The sequence below is a fragment of the Pseudomonas sp. FFPRI_1 genome, assembly GCF_055384485.1.
Genome location: NZ_AP029168.1, coordinates 2,066,698 through 2,084,866, shown reverse-complemented (window position 1 = coordinate 2,084,866; position 18,169 = coordinate 2,066,698). Strand labels below are relative to the sequence as shown.

Here is an 18,169-nt window from a genome sequence, read left to right as displayed (position 1 = left end):
CACTTCCACCCGACTCGCGGCCCCCTCGGGGTTCAGGCCGGCTCCGCCAGTTTCATGCGCTCGGCCTTGAGCTGGGCTTCGCGGGCCTGGGCATCGGCCAGGCGATAGAGCTCAATGGTGCCGTCCCAGTGCTCGATCAAGGCGGTGCAGGACTCCACCCAGTCACCGCAATTGAGGTAGTCCACCTCGCCCACCTTGCGGATCTCGGCATGGTGGATGTGCCCGCAGACCACTCCGTGCAACCCGCGCTTGACGCATTCGTGGGCAATGGCTTCCTCGAAGTCGCTGATGAAACTGACGGCAGTCTTGACCTTGTGCTTGAGGTAGGCCGACAACGACCAGTAGCCGTAGCCATAGCGCGCCCGCCAGTGATTGAGCCAGCGGTTGAGGGTCAGGGTGAATTCGTAGGCCGAATCGCCGAGAAATGCCAGCCAGCGGTGATAACGGGTGATGACATCGAACTGGTCGCCGTGGATCACCAACAGCTGGCGCCCATCGGCGGTGACATGCACCGCCTCGTCTACCAGCTGAATGTTGCCCAGGATCAGCTTGGAGTAGCGGCGCAGGAACTCATCATGATTGCCGGTGACATAGATCACCTCGGTGCCACGCTTGCTCATGGTCAGCAGGCGGCGGATCACGTTGGTATGCGCCTGCGGCCAGTACATGCCGCCCCGCAGCTTCCAGCCGTCGATGATGTCGCCCACCAGGTAGACGCGATCAGCGTGATAGCCCTTGAGAAACTGCGCCAGGTGCTCGGCCTGGCAATCCCGGGTCCCCAGATGCACGTCTGAAATCCATAGGGTCCGTACCCGTTGTTTGCGACTGGGTCTGGCGAGTTCGGCATGGGTCATGGACGCTCTCCGGGATTTTTTGCGAGCTTGCGCCCCAGCGATTAATAGCCCATGACAAAAATGCGGCAGTGCGATGACAGCACGAAAGCCCCGACCGCCGGTGTAAACTGCCAGCCTGCCAAGGAGACCGTGATGGGATCTATCCTCACCCTGCGTCACTACAGCCATGACCTGATCGCCCACAGCCACGACCACGCGCAATTGGTGTTCGGCCTGTCGGGCCAGCTCGACTTCGAAGTCGAAGGCCAGGGTAGCCAAGTGCAGCAGCAAAGTTTCGTCGTGGTACCCGCCGGCGCCCGACATGTCTGCGGCAGCCCCGGGGGCAGTCGCTGCCTGGTGCTGGACGTACCTGGCGAGCATTGGCTGCAACAATCTTTGGCAGGTCACGCCGAGGCCAGTCGGCGCCTGCTGGACAGCCCCCGACGCCGGGCCCTGGACCCACGCCAGAGCCGCCTGGTCAATTGGCTGGCGGACAGCCCGGTAGATGATCCCTTGATCGCCCAGCAAGGCGCAGTGTTGCTGCTGGCCAGTCTCAACCAGGCAGCCTGCAGCCACCCGGGCGAACGCCTTCTGCCCTATGCAGCGCTGAATGCCCATATCGACCGGCATGCTGCCCATCCACTGCAAGTGGCCGACCTGGCACGGATCGCCGGCTTGTCCAGCGCACGCCTGCATGCGCGGTTCATCATCGAATGCGGCAGTACTCCCATGGAGTACGTGCGCCAGCGACGCCTGCACATGGCCCAGGAACTGTTGCGCGGATCGGCACTGCCCATCGGTGAGATCGCCAGTCGCGTAGGCTACAGCTCCCAGAGCGCCTTTGCCGCGGCGATCCTCAAGGCATTCGGCCACTCTCCGCGCCTGATCAGGCAAGAGGCAAACGCGAGTCCCTCGACAAAAAACGCCAGGATCACGACAGACGAGTCCGCAGGTCCGCTCGTACACTGAGCCCCTCGCCGTTCAAGGCCATCATCTGGTTGCTAAGGATTGAAATGACTCCCCGTACCGCCCTTGGCGCCCTGCATATCGGTGCCCTGATGTTTGGCTTGACCGGCGTGTTCGGCAAGCTGGCCGCCGCCTCGCCCGCGGTGATCGTATTCGGTCGCGCCGCCTTTGCCGTGCTCGCCCTGGGCTTTTTCGCCCGCCTGGCCAGCGCTACGCCCTGGCAGAAACTTGCCGCCGGAGACTGGCGGCGCCTGCTCCTCAGCGGCCTGCTGCTGGCCGGCCACTGGGTGAGTTTCTTCATCGCGGTGAAAGTTGCCGGAGTGGCCATCGCCACCCTGGGCTTTGCCAGCTTCCCGGCCTTCACGGTGATCCTCGAAGGCCTGATCTTCCGCGAGCGGATCCGCCTCAACGAGATAGTCCTGGTGGCCCTGGTGAGTGTCGGGCTGGTGCTGGTGACCCCGGACTTCGACCTCGCCAGCCAAGCCACCACCGGCCTGTTGTGGGCCGTGGGCTCGGGGCTGCTGTTTGCCCTGCTGTCCTTGAACAACCGTGCCAGCTCCGGACGGATCCCGGCGGTACAGGCCGCCTTGTGCCAGAACGTGGTGGTCGCCCTGTGCCTGCTGCCGGTAGCGGCGCCGGAGCTTGGACAAGTGCAGGCGATGGACTGGCTGTGGATCAGCCTGTTGGGCATCTTCTGCACCGGCCTGGCCCACAGCCTGTTCGTCGCCAGCCTGGCGGTGATCAAGGCCCGCACCGCGGCGGTGGTGTTTGCCCTGGAACCGGTCTACGGAATCACCGTGGCCTGGCTGCTGTTCGGCGAAAACCCGACCCTGCGCATGCTCCTCGGCGGAGCCTTGATCATCATCGCGATCGTGGTCTCGAGTCGCTTGTCCGCGAGCTCAGGCAGCAAAGCCGTAGAAACCCAGGCCGCCTCTCACTGAGTGCGATCGTTGTGCCCCAGGTCGCGCTCGGGATCGATCTGGTCGCGGACCCGCTGCTTGAGCACCTTGGCCTCGGGAAAGCCGCCATCGGCCTTGCGTTCCCAAATCTGTACACCATCGCAGGTAATTCGGAAGGTGCCGCCTGTGGCCGGTTCCAGAGAGACCTTGCCCAGGTCGTCACTGAAGGTGCTCAACAGCTCCTGGGCCAGCCAGGCCGCCCGCAGCAGCCACTGGCACTGGGTGCAATAGGTGATGATCACTTCGGGTTTACGTTCAGTCATGGTAAGGCCGACTCCTGAGGTCAAGGGCGCCGGTATAATAGCCGGCTTTATTGCCCGTCCCGAGAACCATGATGCGCCGCCTGCTGTCCTGCCTGCTTCTGTGCCTTGTGCCCCTGATCGCCCAATCCGCCGAGGCGCCACGACCGAAAGTCGGCCTGGTGCTGTCCGGGGGCGCCGCCCGTGGCCTGGCACACATCGGCGTGCTCAAGGCTCTGGAGGAGCAGGGCATCCGCATCGACGCGATTGCCGGCACCAGCATGGGCGCGGTGATCGGCGGGCTCTACGCCTCGGGCTACAAGATCGACGAGCTGGAAAAACTGGCACTGGACATCGACTGGAAGCGCGCGCTGTCCGATGCACCGCCCCGGGAAGACGTGCCCTTCCGACGCAAGCAGGATGACCGGGACTTCCTGGTCAAGCAGAAACTCAGCTTCCGCGACGACGGCAGCCTCGGCCTGCCCCTGGGGGTGATCCAGGGGCAGAACCTGGCGCTGCTGCTGGAGAGCAAGCTGGCCCACGCCAGCGACACCCGCGACTTCGACAAGCTGCCGATCCCGTTCCGAGCGGTGGCCACCGATATCGCCAGCGGCGAAAAGGTGGTGTTTCGCAAGGGCCACCTGCCCCAGGTGATTCGCGCCAGCATGTCGATTCCTGCGGTGTTCGCCCCGGTAGAGCTTGATGGCAGGCTGCTGGTGGATGGCGGCATGACCGACAACATTCCCCTGGACGTGGCCCGGGACATGGGAGTCGACATCGCCATCGTGGTGGACATCGGCACACCGCTGCGCTCGCGCAAGCAACTCAATACCGTGGTCGATGTGCTCACCCAGTCCATCACCCTGATGACCCGGCGCAACTCCGAAGAGCAATTGGCGGCGCTGCACAAGGACGACGTATTGATCCAGCCATCGCTGTCGAGCTTCGGTGTCACCGACTTTGGCCGGGCCCAGGAGGTGATCGACGCCGGTTATCGCGCCACCCGCATCCTCGATGCCCGCCTGGCCCGCCTGCGCCCGGCCCACTCGCAGGATCCCCAGTTGACCGCCGCGCGCCAGCCCAGCGAGCGCACGCCCATCATCAATGCGATCAAGGTGGAGAACGACTCCAAGGTCAGTGATGAGGTGATCCGCTACTACATTCGCCAGCGCATCGGCGACCCGCTGGACCTGGGCCGCCTGGAAACCGACATGGGCACGCTGTATGGCCTGGATTTCTTCGAACAGGTGCAATACCGGGTAACCCATAAAGGCCAGGACCATACCCTGGTGATCAGTGCCCGAGGCAAGCGCAGCGGCACCGACTACCTGCGCCTGGGCCTGAACCTCTCCGATGACATGCGCGGCGACAGTGCCTTCAATATCGGCGCCAGCTACCGCATCAACGGGATCAACAGCCTCGGCGCCGAATGGCTGACCCGGGTGCAGATTGGCGATCAGCAGGAACTGTACAGCGAGTTCTACCAGCCTCTGGACGCTGGCTCACGCTACTTCATTGCGCCGTTTATCGCCGCCGAGGCTCAGAACGTCGAGGCAGTGCTGGACAACGATCCCATCGCCGAATACCGCTTGGAACGCTACGGCTTCGGCCTCAACCTGGGCCGGCAGATTGGCAACAGTGGCGAAGTCCGCTTCGGCGTCGGCGAAGCCTGGGGCAAGGCCGATGTGCGTATCGGTGACCACGACCTGCCCAGCGAGAACTTCAACGAAGGCTATTACCAGTTGCAGTACTCCTTCGACTCTCTGGACAACGTCTACTTCCCCCACTCCGGCGAAGACATTGGCCTGACCCTGCGCCAGTTCGAGCCGAGCCTGGGCTCGGACAATCGCTACCGGCAGTGGGAGTTCAAACTGGACAAGGCCCTGAGCAGCGGCCCCAACACCTTTGTCCTGGGTGGACGCTACGGCCGGACCCTGGACAACGCCGAAGTGGTGACCTCCAGCTTCCTGCTGGGCGGGGCCCGGCAGTTGTCCGGTTTCCGCCAGGACGCCCTGTCCGGACAGAACCTCACCCTGGTCCGCGCGGTGTATTTGCGCCGCCTTACCCCACGCTCCTACCTGCCACTGGACTTCCCGCTGTACCTGGGAGGCTCGCTGGAACGGGGACGGGTGTGGAACAACGACAATGCCTTCGACAGCGGCTATATCAACGCGGCGAGCATTTTCCTGGGGTTCGACACGCCACTGGGGCCTTTGAACTTCAGCTACGGCTTCAACGACGACAACCAGAAGGCGCTGTCGCTGAACCTCGGCCAGACCTTCTGATCGGACGCGCAGGCGCTGCTGCGCAGCGTGCGCAGCGTGCGCAGCGCAACCGTCGGCAGGAAGTTGGGTGGCGCAAACACAAGAAAAGCCGGGGTCAGGCAACCCCGGCCGAAGACCTCAGGACTTTTCCAGATTGGCCAGGATGCGCCCGTGAACACGCATGCAGACCCGCAGGTCCTCTTCGTCGACACCAATGAACAGTTCGTGGCGCAAGGCGGTGGCGATGGTTTCGATCTGTTCGATCAGGGGGCGGGCAGAAGGACAGAGAACGATCTTCTTCGCCCGACGATCTTCCATCACCGACTGGCGCTGAACCAGGCCCTGGGTTTCCAGGCTGTCCAGCAGCCGAGCCAGGGTCGGGCCTTCGACGCCAACGCTTTGCGCCAGTTCGCGCTGGGTCGGTGCGTCTGCGAAACGGGCCAGGTGCAACAACACCAGCCAACGGGCCTGGGACAAGCCTAGCCCCGCCAGGCGGCGATCCAGTTCGGCACGCCAGCCGCGAGACATATGCGCCAGCTGCATACCAAAACGGTGTTCATCGGTTAACGGCATAAAACACTCATGATCAGACTGAAAATAAAGAAAACCTAATTATTAGTCAGCTAAGCATGCCCCTTGCTTGTAGGCAAGGGCTGTAAGGGACTGAATCGTTACAACATTGACGCACCCCTTCAAATTTCAAACTCCGACTGCAATGCCGCCCGCACGCAGTACAGCACGCCTTCAGGCACCCGTCCGGCAAACACCTCGATGATCTCGGCCACGGGTGGCAACTCCCCCTCACCATCGAGAAATGCATCCTGGATCTCGCCCAGCAGGTCTTCCGGAAGGTCCAGCGCCTGCTCCAGGGACAGTTGCTGCTTGCCAATGGCCTCGGCCAACAGGGTGTAGACGTTCTTTTCCGAGCACTGCAGCTGTCCGGCGATCTGCATCGGGGTCATTCCGGCACGGGCCAGGGTAATCAGCTCATGACGAATGTCGGCGACCACCTTGGGGGCCTCGACACCGCCTCCCAGCACTTCGAGGAATGCCGCACCATAACGCTCCAGCTTGCGTGCACCGACACCGCTGACCTCGGCCATCTCCGCCATGGAGCCCGGTTGGCTGCGCAGCATCTCGAGCAGGGTGGAGTCGGGGAAGATGACGTAGGGCGGCACGCCATGCTCTTCCGCCAGCTTGCGGCGCAGGGCCCGCAACGCCTCCCATTGTTCGCGCTCCTCGCCCCGGACCAGTTGGCTGGCCTGGCTGGTGCTGCTCTTGGGCGTGCTCTGGGGCTTGAGATCGCGGCGCAGCTCCAGGGCAACTTCGCCCTTGAGCAGGGGCCGGCAACTGTCGCTCAGGCGCAGGCCGCCGTAACCTTCCAGGTCGATGTCTGCCAGGCCACGCGCGACCAACTGGCGAAACAGCGAACGCCACTCGCCATCGCTACGGGCCTTGCCGACACCAAACACCGAAAGGTGCTGGTGCCCAAAACTGCGGACTTTTTCGTTGTCCTTGCCCAGCAACACATCCACCAGGTGGCCGACGCCGTAACGCTGGCCCGTGCGATAGATCGCCGAGAGTGCCTGGCGCGCCGGCTCGGTGGCATCCCAGGTCTGCACCCCGTCGACGCAGTTGTCACAGTGGCCACAGGGTTGCGGCATGTCTTCGTCGAAATAGGCCAGCAGGGTCTGGCGGCGGCAGCGGGTTTCCTCACACAACGCCAGCATCGCATCGAGCTTGTGCTGCTCCAGACGCTTGTGGCGTTCGTCGCCTTCGGAGTTCTGCAGCATCTGCTTGAGCATCACCACATCCTGCAGGCCGTAGACCATCCAGGCATCGGCCGGCAGGCCATCACGTCCGGCACGCCCGGTTTCCTGGTAGTAGGCCTCGAGGGACTTGGGCAAATCCATGTGAGCGACAAAGCGCACGTTGGATTTGTCGATGCCCATGCCGAAGGCGATGGTCGCCACCATGATCAACCCCTCTTCGTTGAGGAAGCGCTTCTGGTGATAAGCACGCAAATCGTTGGGCAGCCCGGCATGATAGGGCAAGGCCGGGAATCCCTGCTCACAGAGAAACGCCGCGACCTCGTCGACCTTCTTGCGTGACAGGCAGTAAACAATACCGGCGTCGCTGCGGCGTTCGTTGAGGAACGCCAGCAACTGCTTGCGCGGCTGCTCCTTGGGCACGATGCGGTAGAAAATATTCGGCCGGTCGAAGCTGGAGAGGAAACGCTCGGCGTCCTGCAGGTGCAGGCGATTGACGATCTCTTCGCGGGTGCGCTTGTCAGCGGTGGCGGTCAGGGCAATCCGCGGCACCTGGGGGAACATTTCCGCCAGTTGCCCCAGTTGCAGGTATTCGGGACGGAAGTCATGCCCCCATTGAGACACGCAGTGGGCTTCGTCAATGGCGAACAGGGCAATGTCGAGGCCCTGCAGGAACGCCAGCATCCGTGGCTGGACCAGGCGCTCGGGGGCCAGGTAGAGCATTTTTACCTCGCCGCGACGGATGCGCGCAGCCAGGTCGCGCTGCTGCTCGGCACTCAGGGTCGAGTTCAGCGAGGCGGCCGCGACACCGAGCTCCTCAAGCGTGGCCACCTGGTCATCCATCAGCGCGATCAGTGGCGAAACCACCACCGCCAGACCGTCGCGCAGCAGGGCCGGAACCTGGAAACACAGCGACTTGCCGCCGCCGGTCGGCATCAGCACCAAGGCATCGCCGCCGCTGGCCACGCGCTCAATGATCGCACCCTGGCGGCCACGGAAACTGTCGTAGCCGAAGATGTCCTTGAGGACGCGTTGAGCCTGTTCGAGCATGAAAAACTCCAAGAATCGCCTAAAACCCGCTGCACAGACTGGCCGAAAAGCCGGTGGGGTTCACCGACATTTGCGTTAGCGGACTTGTCCGCACGGGTCGCCTGGCCTGCAGGGCATCACAAAACGCGCGAGTATACCCGACCCCTTCCTGGCAAGGGGCGCCGACAGTGGACCGCTGGTAACCTTTAGAACCGCTCAAATCTGCCCCGTGGCTGGCTTGAGCGCTCAAGAAAGCCTAGAATTCAGCATCGTTTATTCCCCAAGGTAGCCGTCAATGTCCTTCGCTGAGCAACTCACCCGCCTGCAAGTCTTCCTCGATGCAGATGATCTGCACGACGAAGCCCTGGACTACGTGGCCGCTCATGGCTACCTGACCGCACTGTCGATCTGCTCGGAAGTCGTTCCGGACCGTGAGTGGATCGATGCGCTGTTCGCCGAGGAGCCGCATTACCGCGACGCCGCCGAGCGTGAAGTGATCGAATCGACCCTGCTGGCCCTCAAGGCACACATCGCGCGCCAACTGGCCTCCGACGAAGAGTTCGAGCTGCCTTGCGAGCTCGACTTGGGTGACGATCCGGACGATTCCGACCTGCGCGGCTGGTGCATCGGCTTCATGGAAGGCGTATTCCTGCGTGAAGCCGCCTGGTTCGAAACCGCCGAGGAAGAAGTCAGCGAGATGCTGCTGCCGATCATGGTGGGTTCCGGCCTGTTCGACGAACAGCCCGAGTTCTCCGACATCGCCAGCGACGCCAACCTGATGGACGACATGATCGTGCAGATCCCCGAAGCACTGACCGCGCTGTACCTGCTGTGCAACGCTCCCGACGAAAAGCCGGCGCTGCTCAAGCCTCGTCACCACTGAGTCGCCCATGGCCAAGCCCATTGGCCAGCGCCCCCTGGTATGGCGTTACGTTCTGCTGGCCATCGGCTGGTTGAGCGTAGCGCTGGGGGTCATCGGCATCTTCCTTCCGGTATTGCCCACCACGCCTTTCCTGCTGTTGGCGGCCGCCTGCTTCGCCCGCAGTTCACCGCGCTTCTACCAATGGCTGGTGCAGCACCCGCGTCTTGGCCCCTGGATCCGGGACTACCTCGACGGCAACGGCATTCCACTCAAGGGCAAGGTGTATGCCATCGGCCTGATGTGGCTGAGCATCGGTCTGTCCTGCTATCTGGTGCCGCTGCCTTGGGCCCGGGGTTTCATGCTCACCAGCGCAGTGCTGGTCAGCCTCTACATCCTGCGCCAGAAGACCTTGCAGCGCCCCTGACACCTGCCAGCAAGCGCTGCCCGAACCGTTGAAGCAGCGCCCGCCAGCAGACGGCCACGCAAGACGACGCCCTGCATGACCGCCCCCCTCCACCGTCAGACGGTGTCCACCTTCAACGAATGATCGTTGAGCATGCCGTTGATGATGGTGGCGGTATCCGCCCCGCCGGCAATCACTCCTCCGGCGCCGGGGGTCACCCCATAATGGTTGGCCAGGTCGACACCGGCCAGGTCGATGGTCTGGGTCGGCGTGGCCCCCGCTACCGCACTGACATCAATACTGGTGACCAGGGTCGCGCCACTGCCGGTGACCTTGAAGTGCAGGTAGTCATCCAGGGAGGCCGAGGTGGCGTTTTCTCCTTGGAGCAGTTGCGAAAGGTCCAGCTTGTCGGTGCCCGGAGTGAAGTCGGTCACCACATCGTGCCCGCTGTTGCCCTGCAGCCACTGGAAGGTGTCGCTGCCCGCACCGCCGGTCAGGGTGTTGTTGCCCATTCCGCCGATCAGCAGGTCATCGCCACCGCCGCCATTGAGTACATCGTTGCCCAGGCCGCCGGTGATGACGTTGGCATTGCCGTCTCCGGTCAGGGTGTCGTTGTAGTTGGAGCCCACCAGGTTCTCGATGCTGGTCAGGGTATCGGTACCCGCACCGATGGTGTTCTGCGCTCCCGGCAACCCGAGGTTGACCGTCACCCCCGCCGTCGCATGGGCATAACTGGCGGTGTCGATGCCGGCGCCACCGTCCAGCAGATCGTTGCCCGGCCCGCTGAACAGCAGGTCATTGCCGTTGCCACCGTGCAGGGTGTTGTTGCCCGAGCCCGCGGTCAGTACGTCATTGCCATCCCCGCCATTGAGAATGTTGTCGCCACCGCCCGCCACCAGCACGTCATCACCAGCAGTCCCGGTCAGGGTGTGGCCATCCTGATAGGAGATGCTGACCGCCGCCACATCGCTGCCACCGTGGCTGTCACTGGCGGTGTAGGTACCGTGGTAGTCCGGGGTGACGTTCTGCGCCCCGGCGTAGTTGACGGTCAGGGTCAGTTGATAGTTTTCCGCGGCAGTGGGGTTGGTACCAGTGGTGTTGCTGATATTGACCACATGGATCTGGTAGGTGCCGTCCGCCGCCGCGGTGAAGGTACCGCCATCGGCGATAGCGGTGTAGGCGCCGCCATTGAAGGCGTACTCCAGGGTGATGTGCCCGGCAACCAGGTTGTGGTCCAGGTTCAGGGTTTCGCCCTGCTTCAAGTTGACGCTGATCACATCCTCATCGTTGGCATTGGCGTTGGTGACCGCTCCCAGGTAACCACTGACCACCACCACTGCGGTCATGGCCACCGCATTGGCATTGAACGAGGCGCGATCAATGCTGATGGCCTGGTTGGCCGTGGTATTGCCGGTCCCGGCGAAGCCGATGGTCTGCTGGCTGGCTGCTGTGAAATCAGCGCCCCTGGCCGCCCAGCCGGTGTTGAAGGTGGTGGGCGCCGCGTTCAGCGGATCGCCATTGGCGTCGCTGTCATTGGCCAGCAACACATCCCCGGGCACCGCCACGGTGCTCGACAACAGGTTGGTGATGATGTGGTCGTCCACTGCCACCGGAGGCGTGTTGGGGTTGACCTTGACCACCAGGCTCGAAGTCGCCAGATCGCCGTCGTTATCGCTCACCGTGTAGCCGAAGGTCTCGGTGATCAGGGTTCCGGTGACCTTTTGCGAGCTGTAGCTGAAATCCCCGGTGTCGAGGTTCACCACCAGCGTGCCGCCCTGGTTGGTGGCAATGCTGACACTGTTGTTGACCGTGTTGAAGGTGCCGTTGTTGGTGCTGCCGCTGAAGGTCAGCGAGCCCTGGTTGCTGTTGCCTTTGGGATCGTAGGTGTAGGTGCCGCCATCGACCACGATCGACTTGATGAAACCGCCGTCGGCGCCAAAGCTGCCACCATCCCCCAACAAGCTGCCAGTCACCGGATAGCCCTGCACGGTACCGGCCAGCACCGAGTTGAGCTGGTTGAGGTCGGTGACCACCACCGCATTGGTATCGGTATGGGTGCTGCCGTCATAAGCCAGGGGGTCGAGGTTGGCGTTGCTCACGCCACTGCCCAGGCCGATCGCGTAGTTCTTGATGCCGTTGGCGTCGAGGAAAGCTTTCCAGGCGATCTCGTCCGCGGTGCCGATATCCTGGCCAGTGGTGGGCTTGCCGTCGGAGAAGAAGTAACCGACGTTCTGCGCCCCGCTCAACTGGCCGCTGGTAACGAAGGCGGTTTTGGCGGCCGCCACTGCGGCGTCGTAGTTGGTCCCGCCACCGGCTACCAGGCTGGCGATGATTGTCTTGGCGGTCGCCACGTCGACCCAGACCGGGGTCTTGTCGGTGGCAGTGCTGCTGAAGGTGACGATCTGGACTTTGACATCGCCCATGTTGTCGTACTTGTCGAGCAAGGTACTGATGGCCTGCTTGGCCAAGTCCAGGCGCGAAAGCCCCGGCACCCCGGATGGATCGACCATGCTGCCGGAGACGTCGATCACCAGCAGCAGGTTGGAGTCCACCTCCACAGCGGTGACCGAACGTTCGCTGGCCACCGCCTTGGGCACGTCATCGACAATGCTCACCACAATGCTGCCGGTGGTGCTGTTGCCCAGGGCGTCGGTGGCCTTGTAGGTGAAACTCTCGCTCAGGCTGTTGGCGCCGTCATTGGCATTGGGCGTGGTTTTCGGCGCCGAGGTCAGGGTGTAGGTGTAGGTACCGTCGGGATTGAGCAGGATCTGCCCGTAGCTGCCGGTGGCACTGCCTACCAGGCTGAAGGTGATGCCTCCCGAACCGCCGGTGACCGAGCCCACCAGGGTGCCGCTGGCGGTTTCAGCGCTGGAGCCCGGATCGCTGCCAGTCACGGTACCGGCCGCCAGGTCCAGGCCATCCTTGTTCAGGTCCAGGGCCTTTTCATAAACAGTGACGTCCTGATCGGTCACCGCCTTGAGACCGCTGTCGGTGATATTGATGGTCAGGGTGGTGGTGCTTTCATCGCCATCGCTGTCGCGGAGGGTGTAGGTGAAGACATCGCTGGCCCCGGGTGGGCTCACCGAGTTCGGATTGCTGTGATACACCGCGTTGCCCGCGGCATCCAGGGTCAGGGTGCCGTAGGTGCCGACGATGCTGCTGCCCAGCCCGCCAATCGCCGAGGTTGCGGTGTTGCTGCCGGCGCGCACGCCGACCACGGCGCCGCCGACGGCCGCGCCATCCGCCCCGAGCACATCGTTGCCGAGCACGCTGACATTGATGGTCGCACCTTCCGCCGCGGTGGCGGTGTCCGCTACGGCGTTGGGCAGATCGTCGACGATGTTGACGTCGATCACCCCGGACGCGGTGCTGCCATCGCCATCGGTGGCCTGCACAGTGAAGTGCTCGGCGATGCTGTTGGCCCCCTGGGCCGTGGGATGGGTTTCATTGTCCAGCAGGGTGTAGCTGTAGCTGACCACTCCGGTAGTGGCGTTGTAGCCGGTGATGGCCAGGGTATTGCCTAGGGCTGTGGTGGCGGTCTGCGGAAAGCCCGCCGCCGCACCGCCGGTCACCACATTGATGCCGCCGACGGTCAGGGTTTGCAGGCCATCCAAGGCGGTGACGGTGAAGGTGCCGCTCTGGGTCAGGGCCGAGGCGTTGGGGCTGCTGCCGTCGCTGAGGTTTTTCTCATAGACCGTCAGCTCGCCACCGTTGACGTCGAGACCATTGAGCAGCACCGGGTCATCGTTGTTGTGGACCTGCAGCACCAGGTTCGCTGTGCTGGTGTCGCCATCCGAGTCGGTCAGGGTATAGGTGAAGGTTTCAGTGCCGTTGCCATTGCCGTGCAGGGCCTTGAAGTCGGCATCCGAGGTGTTGAGTGTGTAGGTGTAGCTGCCGTTGGCATTGAGCACCAGGGTGCCGTAGGTGCCGGTGAAGGTCCCTGCAGTAATAGGCCCTGATGCCACACGGTCAGCGCCCTGCACATCGTTGGTCAGCACATTGCCGGTGAGGCTCAGCAGGCTTTCCGAGGCGGTGCCCGGGTTGCTGTCGTTGACCGCGCTGGGCAGGTCGTCCACCACATTCACATCCAGCGAGCCAGTGGCGCTGCTGCCGTCGGCGTCAGTGGCCACCACATTGAAATGCTCACTGAGGCTGTTGGCACCGTTGGCCGTAGGATGGGCATCGTTGCCATTGAGGGTGTAGCTGTAGCTGACCACTCCAGTAGTGGCGTTGTAGCCGGTGATGGTCAGGGTGTTGCCCAGGGCCGTGGTAGCGGTCTGTGGAAAGCCTGCCGCCACACCGCCGGCCACCACATTGATGCCGCCGACGGTCAGGGTTTGCAGGCCATCCAAGGCGGTGACGGTGAAGGTGCCGCTCTGGGTCAGCGCCGTGGCATCCGGGGCACTGCCAGTGCCCAGATTTTTCTCATAGACGGTGAGTTCACCGCCATTGACGTCCAGGCCGTTCAGAAGCACCGGGTCATCGTTGTTGTGGATCTGCAGCACCAGGTTGGCGGTGCTGGCGTCGCCATCCGAGTCGGTCAGGGTATAGGTGAAGGTTTCAGTGCCGTTGCCATTGCCGTGCAGAGCCTTGAAGCCGGCATCCGAGGTGTTGAGCGTGTAGGTGTAGCTGCCGTTGGCATTGAGCACCAGGGTGCCGTAGGTGCCGGTGAAGGTACCAGCAGTAATAGGGCCTGATGCCACACGGTCAGCGCCCTGCACATCGTTGGTCAGCACACTGCCGGTGAGGGTCAGCAGGCTTTCCGAGGCGGTGCCCGGGTTGCTGTCGTTGACGGCACTGGGCAGATCGTCCACCACATTGACGTCCAGGGTTCCGGTGGCGCTGCTGCCGTCGGTGTCAGTGGCTACAACATTGAAATGCTCACTGAGGCTGTTGGCGCCATTGGCTGTGGGGTGGGCATCGTTGCCATTGAGGGTGTAGCTGTAGCTGACCACTCCAGTAGTGGCGTTGTAGCCGGTGATGGTCAGGGTGTTGCCCAGGGCCGTGGTAGCGGTCTGAGGAAAGCCCGCCGCCACACCGCCGGTCACCACATTGATGCCGCCTAAGGTCAGGGTTTGCAGGCCATCCAAGGCGGTGACGGTGAAGGTGCCGCTCTGGGTCAGCGCCGTGGCATCCGGGGCACTGCCAGTGCCCAGATTTTTCTCATAGACGGTGAGTTCACCGCCATTGACGTCCAGGCCGTTCAGAAGCACCGGGTCATCGTTGTTGTGGATCTGCAGCACCAGGTTGGCGGTGCTCGCGTCGCCGTCGGAATCGGTCAGGGTATAAGCGAAGGTTTCAGTGCCGTTGCCATTGCCGTGCAAGGCCTTGAAGTCGGCATCCGAGGTGTTGAGCGTGTAGGTGTAGCTGCCGTTGGCATTGAGCACCAGGGTGCCGTAGGTGCCGGTGAAGGTACCAGCAGTAATAGGGCCTGATGTCACACGGTCAGCACCCTGCACATCGTTGGTCAACACATTGCCGGTGAGGGTCAGCAGGCTTTCCGACGCCGTGGCCGAGTTGCTGTCATTGGCAGCGCTAGGCACATCATCGACGACGTTCACATCCAGCGAGCCGGTGGCGCTACTGCCATCGCTGTCGGTGGCCACCACATTGAAATGTTCACTGAGGCTGTTAGCGCCATTGGCTGTGGGGTGGGCATCGTTGCCACTGAGGGTGTAGCTGTAACTCACCACTCCGGTAGTAGCGTTGTAACCGGTAATGGTCAGGGTATTGCCCAAGGCCGTGGTAGCGGTCTGAGGAAAGCCCGCCGCCACACCGCCGGCCACCACATTGATGCCGCCTACGGTCAGGGTTTGCAGGCCATCCAGGGCGGTGACGGTGAAAGTGCCGCTCTGGGTCAGGGCCGTCGCATCCGGAGCACTGCCAGTGCCCAGGTTTTTCTCATAGACCGTCAACTCACCACCGTTGACGTCGAGACCATTGAGCAGCACCGGGTCATCGTTGTTGTGGATCTGCAGCACCAGGTTCGCTGTGCTGGTGTCGCCGTCGGAATCGGTCAGGGTATAAGCGAAGGTTTCAGTGCCGTTGCCATTGCCGTGCAGGGCCTTGAAGTCGGCATCCGAGGTGTTGAGCGTGTAGGTGTAGCTGCCGTTGGCATTAAGCACCAGGGTGCCGTAGGTGCCGGTGAAGGTACCAGCAGTGATCGGGCCGGATGCCACTCGGTCAGCGCCCTGCACATCATTGGTCAGCACATTGCCGGTGAGGGTCAGCAAGCTTTCCGAGGCGGTGCTCGGATTGCTGTCGTTGACCGCGCTGGGCAGGTCGTCCACCACATTGACGTCCAGGGTTCCGGTGGCGCTGCTGCCGTCCACATCACTGGCCACCACGCTGAAATGCTCGCTCAGGCTATTGGCACCATTGGCAGTGGGGTGAGGATCATTGCCATTGAGGGTGTAGCTATAGCTGACGACGCCGGTGCCGGCGTCATAGCCGGTAATGGTCAGGGTGTTGCCCAGGCCAGTGGCGATGGATTGCGGGAAGCCCGCTGCCACCCCGCCACTGACCACGGTGATCCCGCCTACGCTCAAGCTCTGCAGGCCGTCCAGTGCCGTGACCGTGAAGCTGCCGCTCTGGGTCAGCGCCGAGGCGTTGGGGCTGCTGCCGTCGCTGAGGTTTTTCTCATAGACCGTCAGCTCGCCACCGTTGACGTCGAGACCATTGAGGGTCACCGGATCATCGTTGTTGTGCACCTGTAGCACCAGGTTGGCGGTGCTGGCGTCGCCGTCGGAATCGGTCAGGGTATAGGTGAAGGTTTCAGTGCCATTGCCACCGCCCTTGAGCGCCAGGAACGCCGCATCGGTACTGTGCACGGTGTAGGTGTAGCTGCCATCCGCTGCCAGTACCAAGGTGCCGTAGGTACCGTTGAAGGTACCGGCGGTGATCGGGCCGGAAGCCACTCGGTCAGCGCCCTGAACATCATTGGTCAGCACATTGCCGGTGAGGGTCAGCAGGCTTTCCGAGGCGGTGCTCGGATTGCTGTCGTTGACCGCGCTGGGCAGGTCGTCCACCACATTGACGTCCAGGGTTCCGGTGGCGCTGCTGCCGTCCACATCACTGGCCACCACATTGAAATGCTCGCTCAGGCTATTGGCACCATTGGCAGTGGGGTGAGGATCGTTGCCATTGAGGGTGTAGCTATAGCTGACGACGCCGGTGCCGGCGTCATAGCCGGTAATGGTCAGGGTGTTGCCCAGACCGGTGGCGATGGATTGCGGGAAGCCCGCTGCCACCCCGCCACTGACCACGGTGATCCCGCCTACGCTCAAGCTCTGCAGGCCGTCCAGTGCCGTGACCGTGAAGCTGCCGCTCTGGGTCAGGGCCGTCGCATCCGGAGCACTGCCAGTGCCCAGGTTTTTCTCGTAGACGGTGAGTTCACCGCCGTTGACGTCCAGGCCGTTGAGGGTCACCGGATCGTCGTTGTTGTGCACCTGCAGCACCAGGTTGGCGGTGCTGGCGTCGCCGTCGGAATCGGTCAGGGTGTAGGTGAAGGTCTCGCTGCCGTGACCGCCACCGCCCAATGCCAGGAAGGCCGGGTCAGCAGGGTGCAGGGTGTAGGTATAGGAACCGTCGGCCGCCAGTACCAGGGTGCCGTAGGTACCGTTGAAGGTACCGGCGGTAATCGGCCCCGAGGCGACCCGGTCGGCGCCCTGCACATCATTGGTCAGCACATTGCCGGTGAGGGTCAGTTGACTTTCCGAAGCCGTGGCCGAGTTGCTGTCATTGATCGCCGTCGGCACGTCGTCGGTGATGTTGACATCCAGGGAGTTGCTGGCGGAGTCGCCATTGCTGTCGCTGGCGACCACGCTGAAGTGCTCGCTCAAGCTGTTGGCACCCTGCCCCGCAGCATGCTGGTCGTTGCCGTTGAGGGTGTAGCTGTAGCTGACCACTCCGGTGCCGGCGTTGTAGCCGGTGACGGTCAGGGTATTGCCCAGGCCGGTGCTGATGGATTGCGGGAAGCCCGCCGCGACACCGCCGCTGACCACATTGATCCCGCCGACATTGAGGCTGAACAGGCCATCAGGGGCCGAGACACTGAACGTCCCGCTCTGGGTCAGGGCCGCCGGATTGCTCGCCGAACCCTGCTCCAGGTTCGCTTCGTTGACCGTCAGTTCACCGCCTTCCACCGAAAGCCCGCTCAGGCTCACCGGATTGTTGGGGGCCGGCGGCGCCTCGCCATTGACCGTCACCAGGCCATCAAGGCGCACAGGAACAAATTCGGGGATGCCATTGAAGCCGGCCGTTGGAAAGCCGATCACCGGCTCGACCCGCCCCCCCACTTCCTCTAGCAGGACGAAGCTATGGCCACCGCCCTGGGCACCAGGCACACCACCGGTACCGGTAGGACCTGCTGCAGTGGCTTCGGCGCTTTGGGTCGGGTCATCACCGGCAGCAATGGCTTTTTGCAGTTGTTCGACATCGCTCAGTTGGGCATCACTGGGGGCCTGCACTTCCGGGGTATCGACATGGGAGGCCTGGTTCGCCAGCAGTTGCGCGCTCATCTGCTGGCTGCTGTCCCGGCCCAGGGTCAGATCCTGGCCATTCTGCAGATGCACCGCTACCGCGCCTTCGGCCCCGGTGACCAACTGGTCGCCGACAAACAGCCGGTCCCCTTCCACCAGGGCTCTCTGGGCGCCATCCGCCGCCACTGCATACACCTGACCGATCACCTGGGTAACAACGCCGATTAACTTAGCCATGTGCACTCCTCCAATGCCGAGAACAATCGGCATCCGCTTGCTTGCAGCAGTGCAGACGGTGTTGACCCGTGGTTGAACAGACCCTGTGCCCGGCAGCCCCGCACCCATGACGAGGCGTACCAGTCTTG

Annotated in this window: 10 protein-coding genes; 5 read left to right on the top strand and 5 right to left on the bottom strand. The window is 63.1% G+C overall.

Translation table 11 applies throughout. The annotated features are described in order from the left end of the window. Positions 1-32: 32 nt before the first annotated feature. A complete protein-coding gene (locus ACZ5BO_RS09410; protein WP_025132222.1) occupies positions 33-854 on the bottom strand; it encodes a UDP-2,3-diacylglucosamine diphosphatase in 822 nt (273 codons plus the stop codon). A 132-nt stretch (positions 855-986) separates the two neighbouring features. On the opposite strand from ACZ5BO_RS09410, the gene ACZ5BO_RS09405 reads away from it, so the two are divergent. Both ACZ5BO_RS09405 and ACZ5BO_RS09400 read left to right on the top strand, forming a co-directional pair. Next, on the top strand, positions 987-1,802 hold the full coding sequence (locus ACZ5BO_RS09405; RefSeq protein ID WP_025132221.1) for a helix-turn-helix transcriptional regulator: 816 nt from the start codon (positions 987-989) through the stop codon (positions 1,800-1,802). Positions 1,803-1,846: 44 nt separating this feature from the next. Beyond that, positions 1,847-2,740 (top strand): DMT family transporter, encoded by an 894-nt coding sequence (locus ACZ5BO_RS09400; protein WP_025132220.1) that lies wholly within the window; start codon positions 1,847-1,849, stop codon positions 2,738-2,740. Here ACZ5BO_RS09400 and ACZ5BO_RS09395 read toward each other — a convergent pair. After that, positions 2,734-3,021 carry an Rdx family protein gene (locus ACZ5BO_RS09395; RefSeq protein ID WP_025132219.1) on the bottom strand — a complete coding sequence of 96 codons (288 nt, stop codon included), beginning with the start codon at positions 3,019-3,021 and terminating at the stop codon, positions 2,734-2,736. The two genes, ACZ5BO_RS09400 and ACZ5BO_RS09395, sit on opposite strands and share 7 nt — an antisense overlap. A 71-nt stretch (positions 3,022-3,092) precedes the next feature. Between ACZ5BO_RS09395 and ACZ5BO_RS09390 the strand changes: the two genes are divergently transcribed. Beyond that, positions 3,093-5,282 (top strand): patatin-like phospholipase family protein, encoded by a 2,190-nt coding sequence (locus ACZ5BO_RS09390; protein ID WP_464701216.1) that lies wholly within the window; start codon positions 3,093-3,095, stop codon positions 5,280-5,282. 117 nt (positions 5,283-5,399) lie between these two features. Here the strand turns inward: ACZ5BO_RS09390 and ACZ5BO_RS09385 are convergent, their stop codons facing one another. Next, positions 5,400-5,834 carry a MarR family transcriptional regulator gene (locus ACZ5BO_RS09385; protein WP_025132217.1) on the bottom strand — a complete coding sequence of 145 codons (435 nt, stop codon included), beginning with the start codon at positions 5,832-5,834 and terminating at the stop codon, positions 5,400-5,402. A gap of 119 nt (positions 5,835-5,953) precedes the next feature. Beyond that, on the bottom strand, positions 5,954-8,080 hold the full coding sequence (gene recQ / locus ACZ5BO_RS09380) for a DNA helicase RecQ (RefSeq protein WP_025132216.1): 2,127 nt from the start codon (positions 8,078-8,080) through the stop codon (positions 5,954-5,956). A gap of 274 nt (positions 8,081-8,354) precedes the next feature. Here recQ and ACZ5BO_RS09375 point away from each other — a divergent pair, with 274 nt between their 5' ends. Both ACZ5BO_RS09375 and ACZ5BO_RS09370 read left to right on the top strand, forming a co-directional pair. Beyond that, a complete protein-coding gene (locus tag ACZ5BO_RS09375; protein WP_025132215.1) occupies positions 8,355-8,942 on the top strand; it encodes a UPF0149 family protein in 588 nt (195 codons plus the stop codon). Positions 8,943-8,949: 7 nt separating this feature from the next. Then, positions 8,950-9,345 carry a YbaN family protein gene (locus ACZ5BO_RS09370; RefSeq protein ID WP_025132214.1) on the top strand — a complete coding sequence of 132 codons (396 nt, stop codon included), beginning with the start codon at positions 8,950-8,952 and terminating at the stop codon, positions 9,343-9,345. 95 nt (positions 9,346-9,440) lie between these two features. Here ACZ5BO_RS09370 and ACZ5BO_RS09365 read toward each other — a convergent pair whose 3' ends face one another. Beyond that, positions 9,441-18,041, bottom strand: a complete 8,601-nt coding sequence (locus tag ACZ5BO_RS09365) for a retention module-containing protein (RefSeq protein WP_464699381.1) — start codon at positions 18,039-18,041, stop codon at positions 9,441-9,443. Between the last annotated feature and the right edge of the window lie 128 nt (positions 18,042-18,169).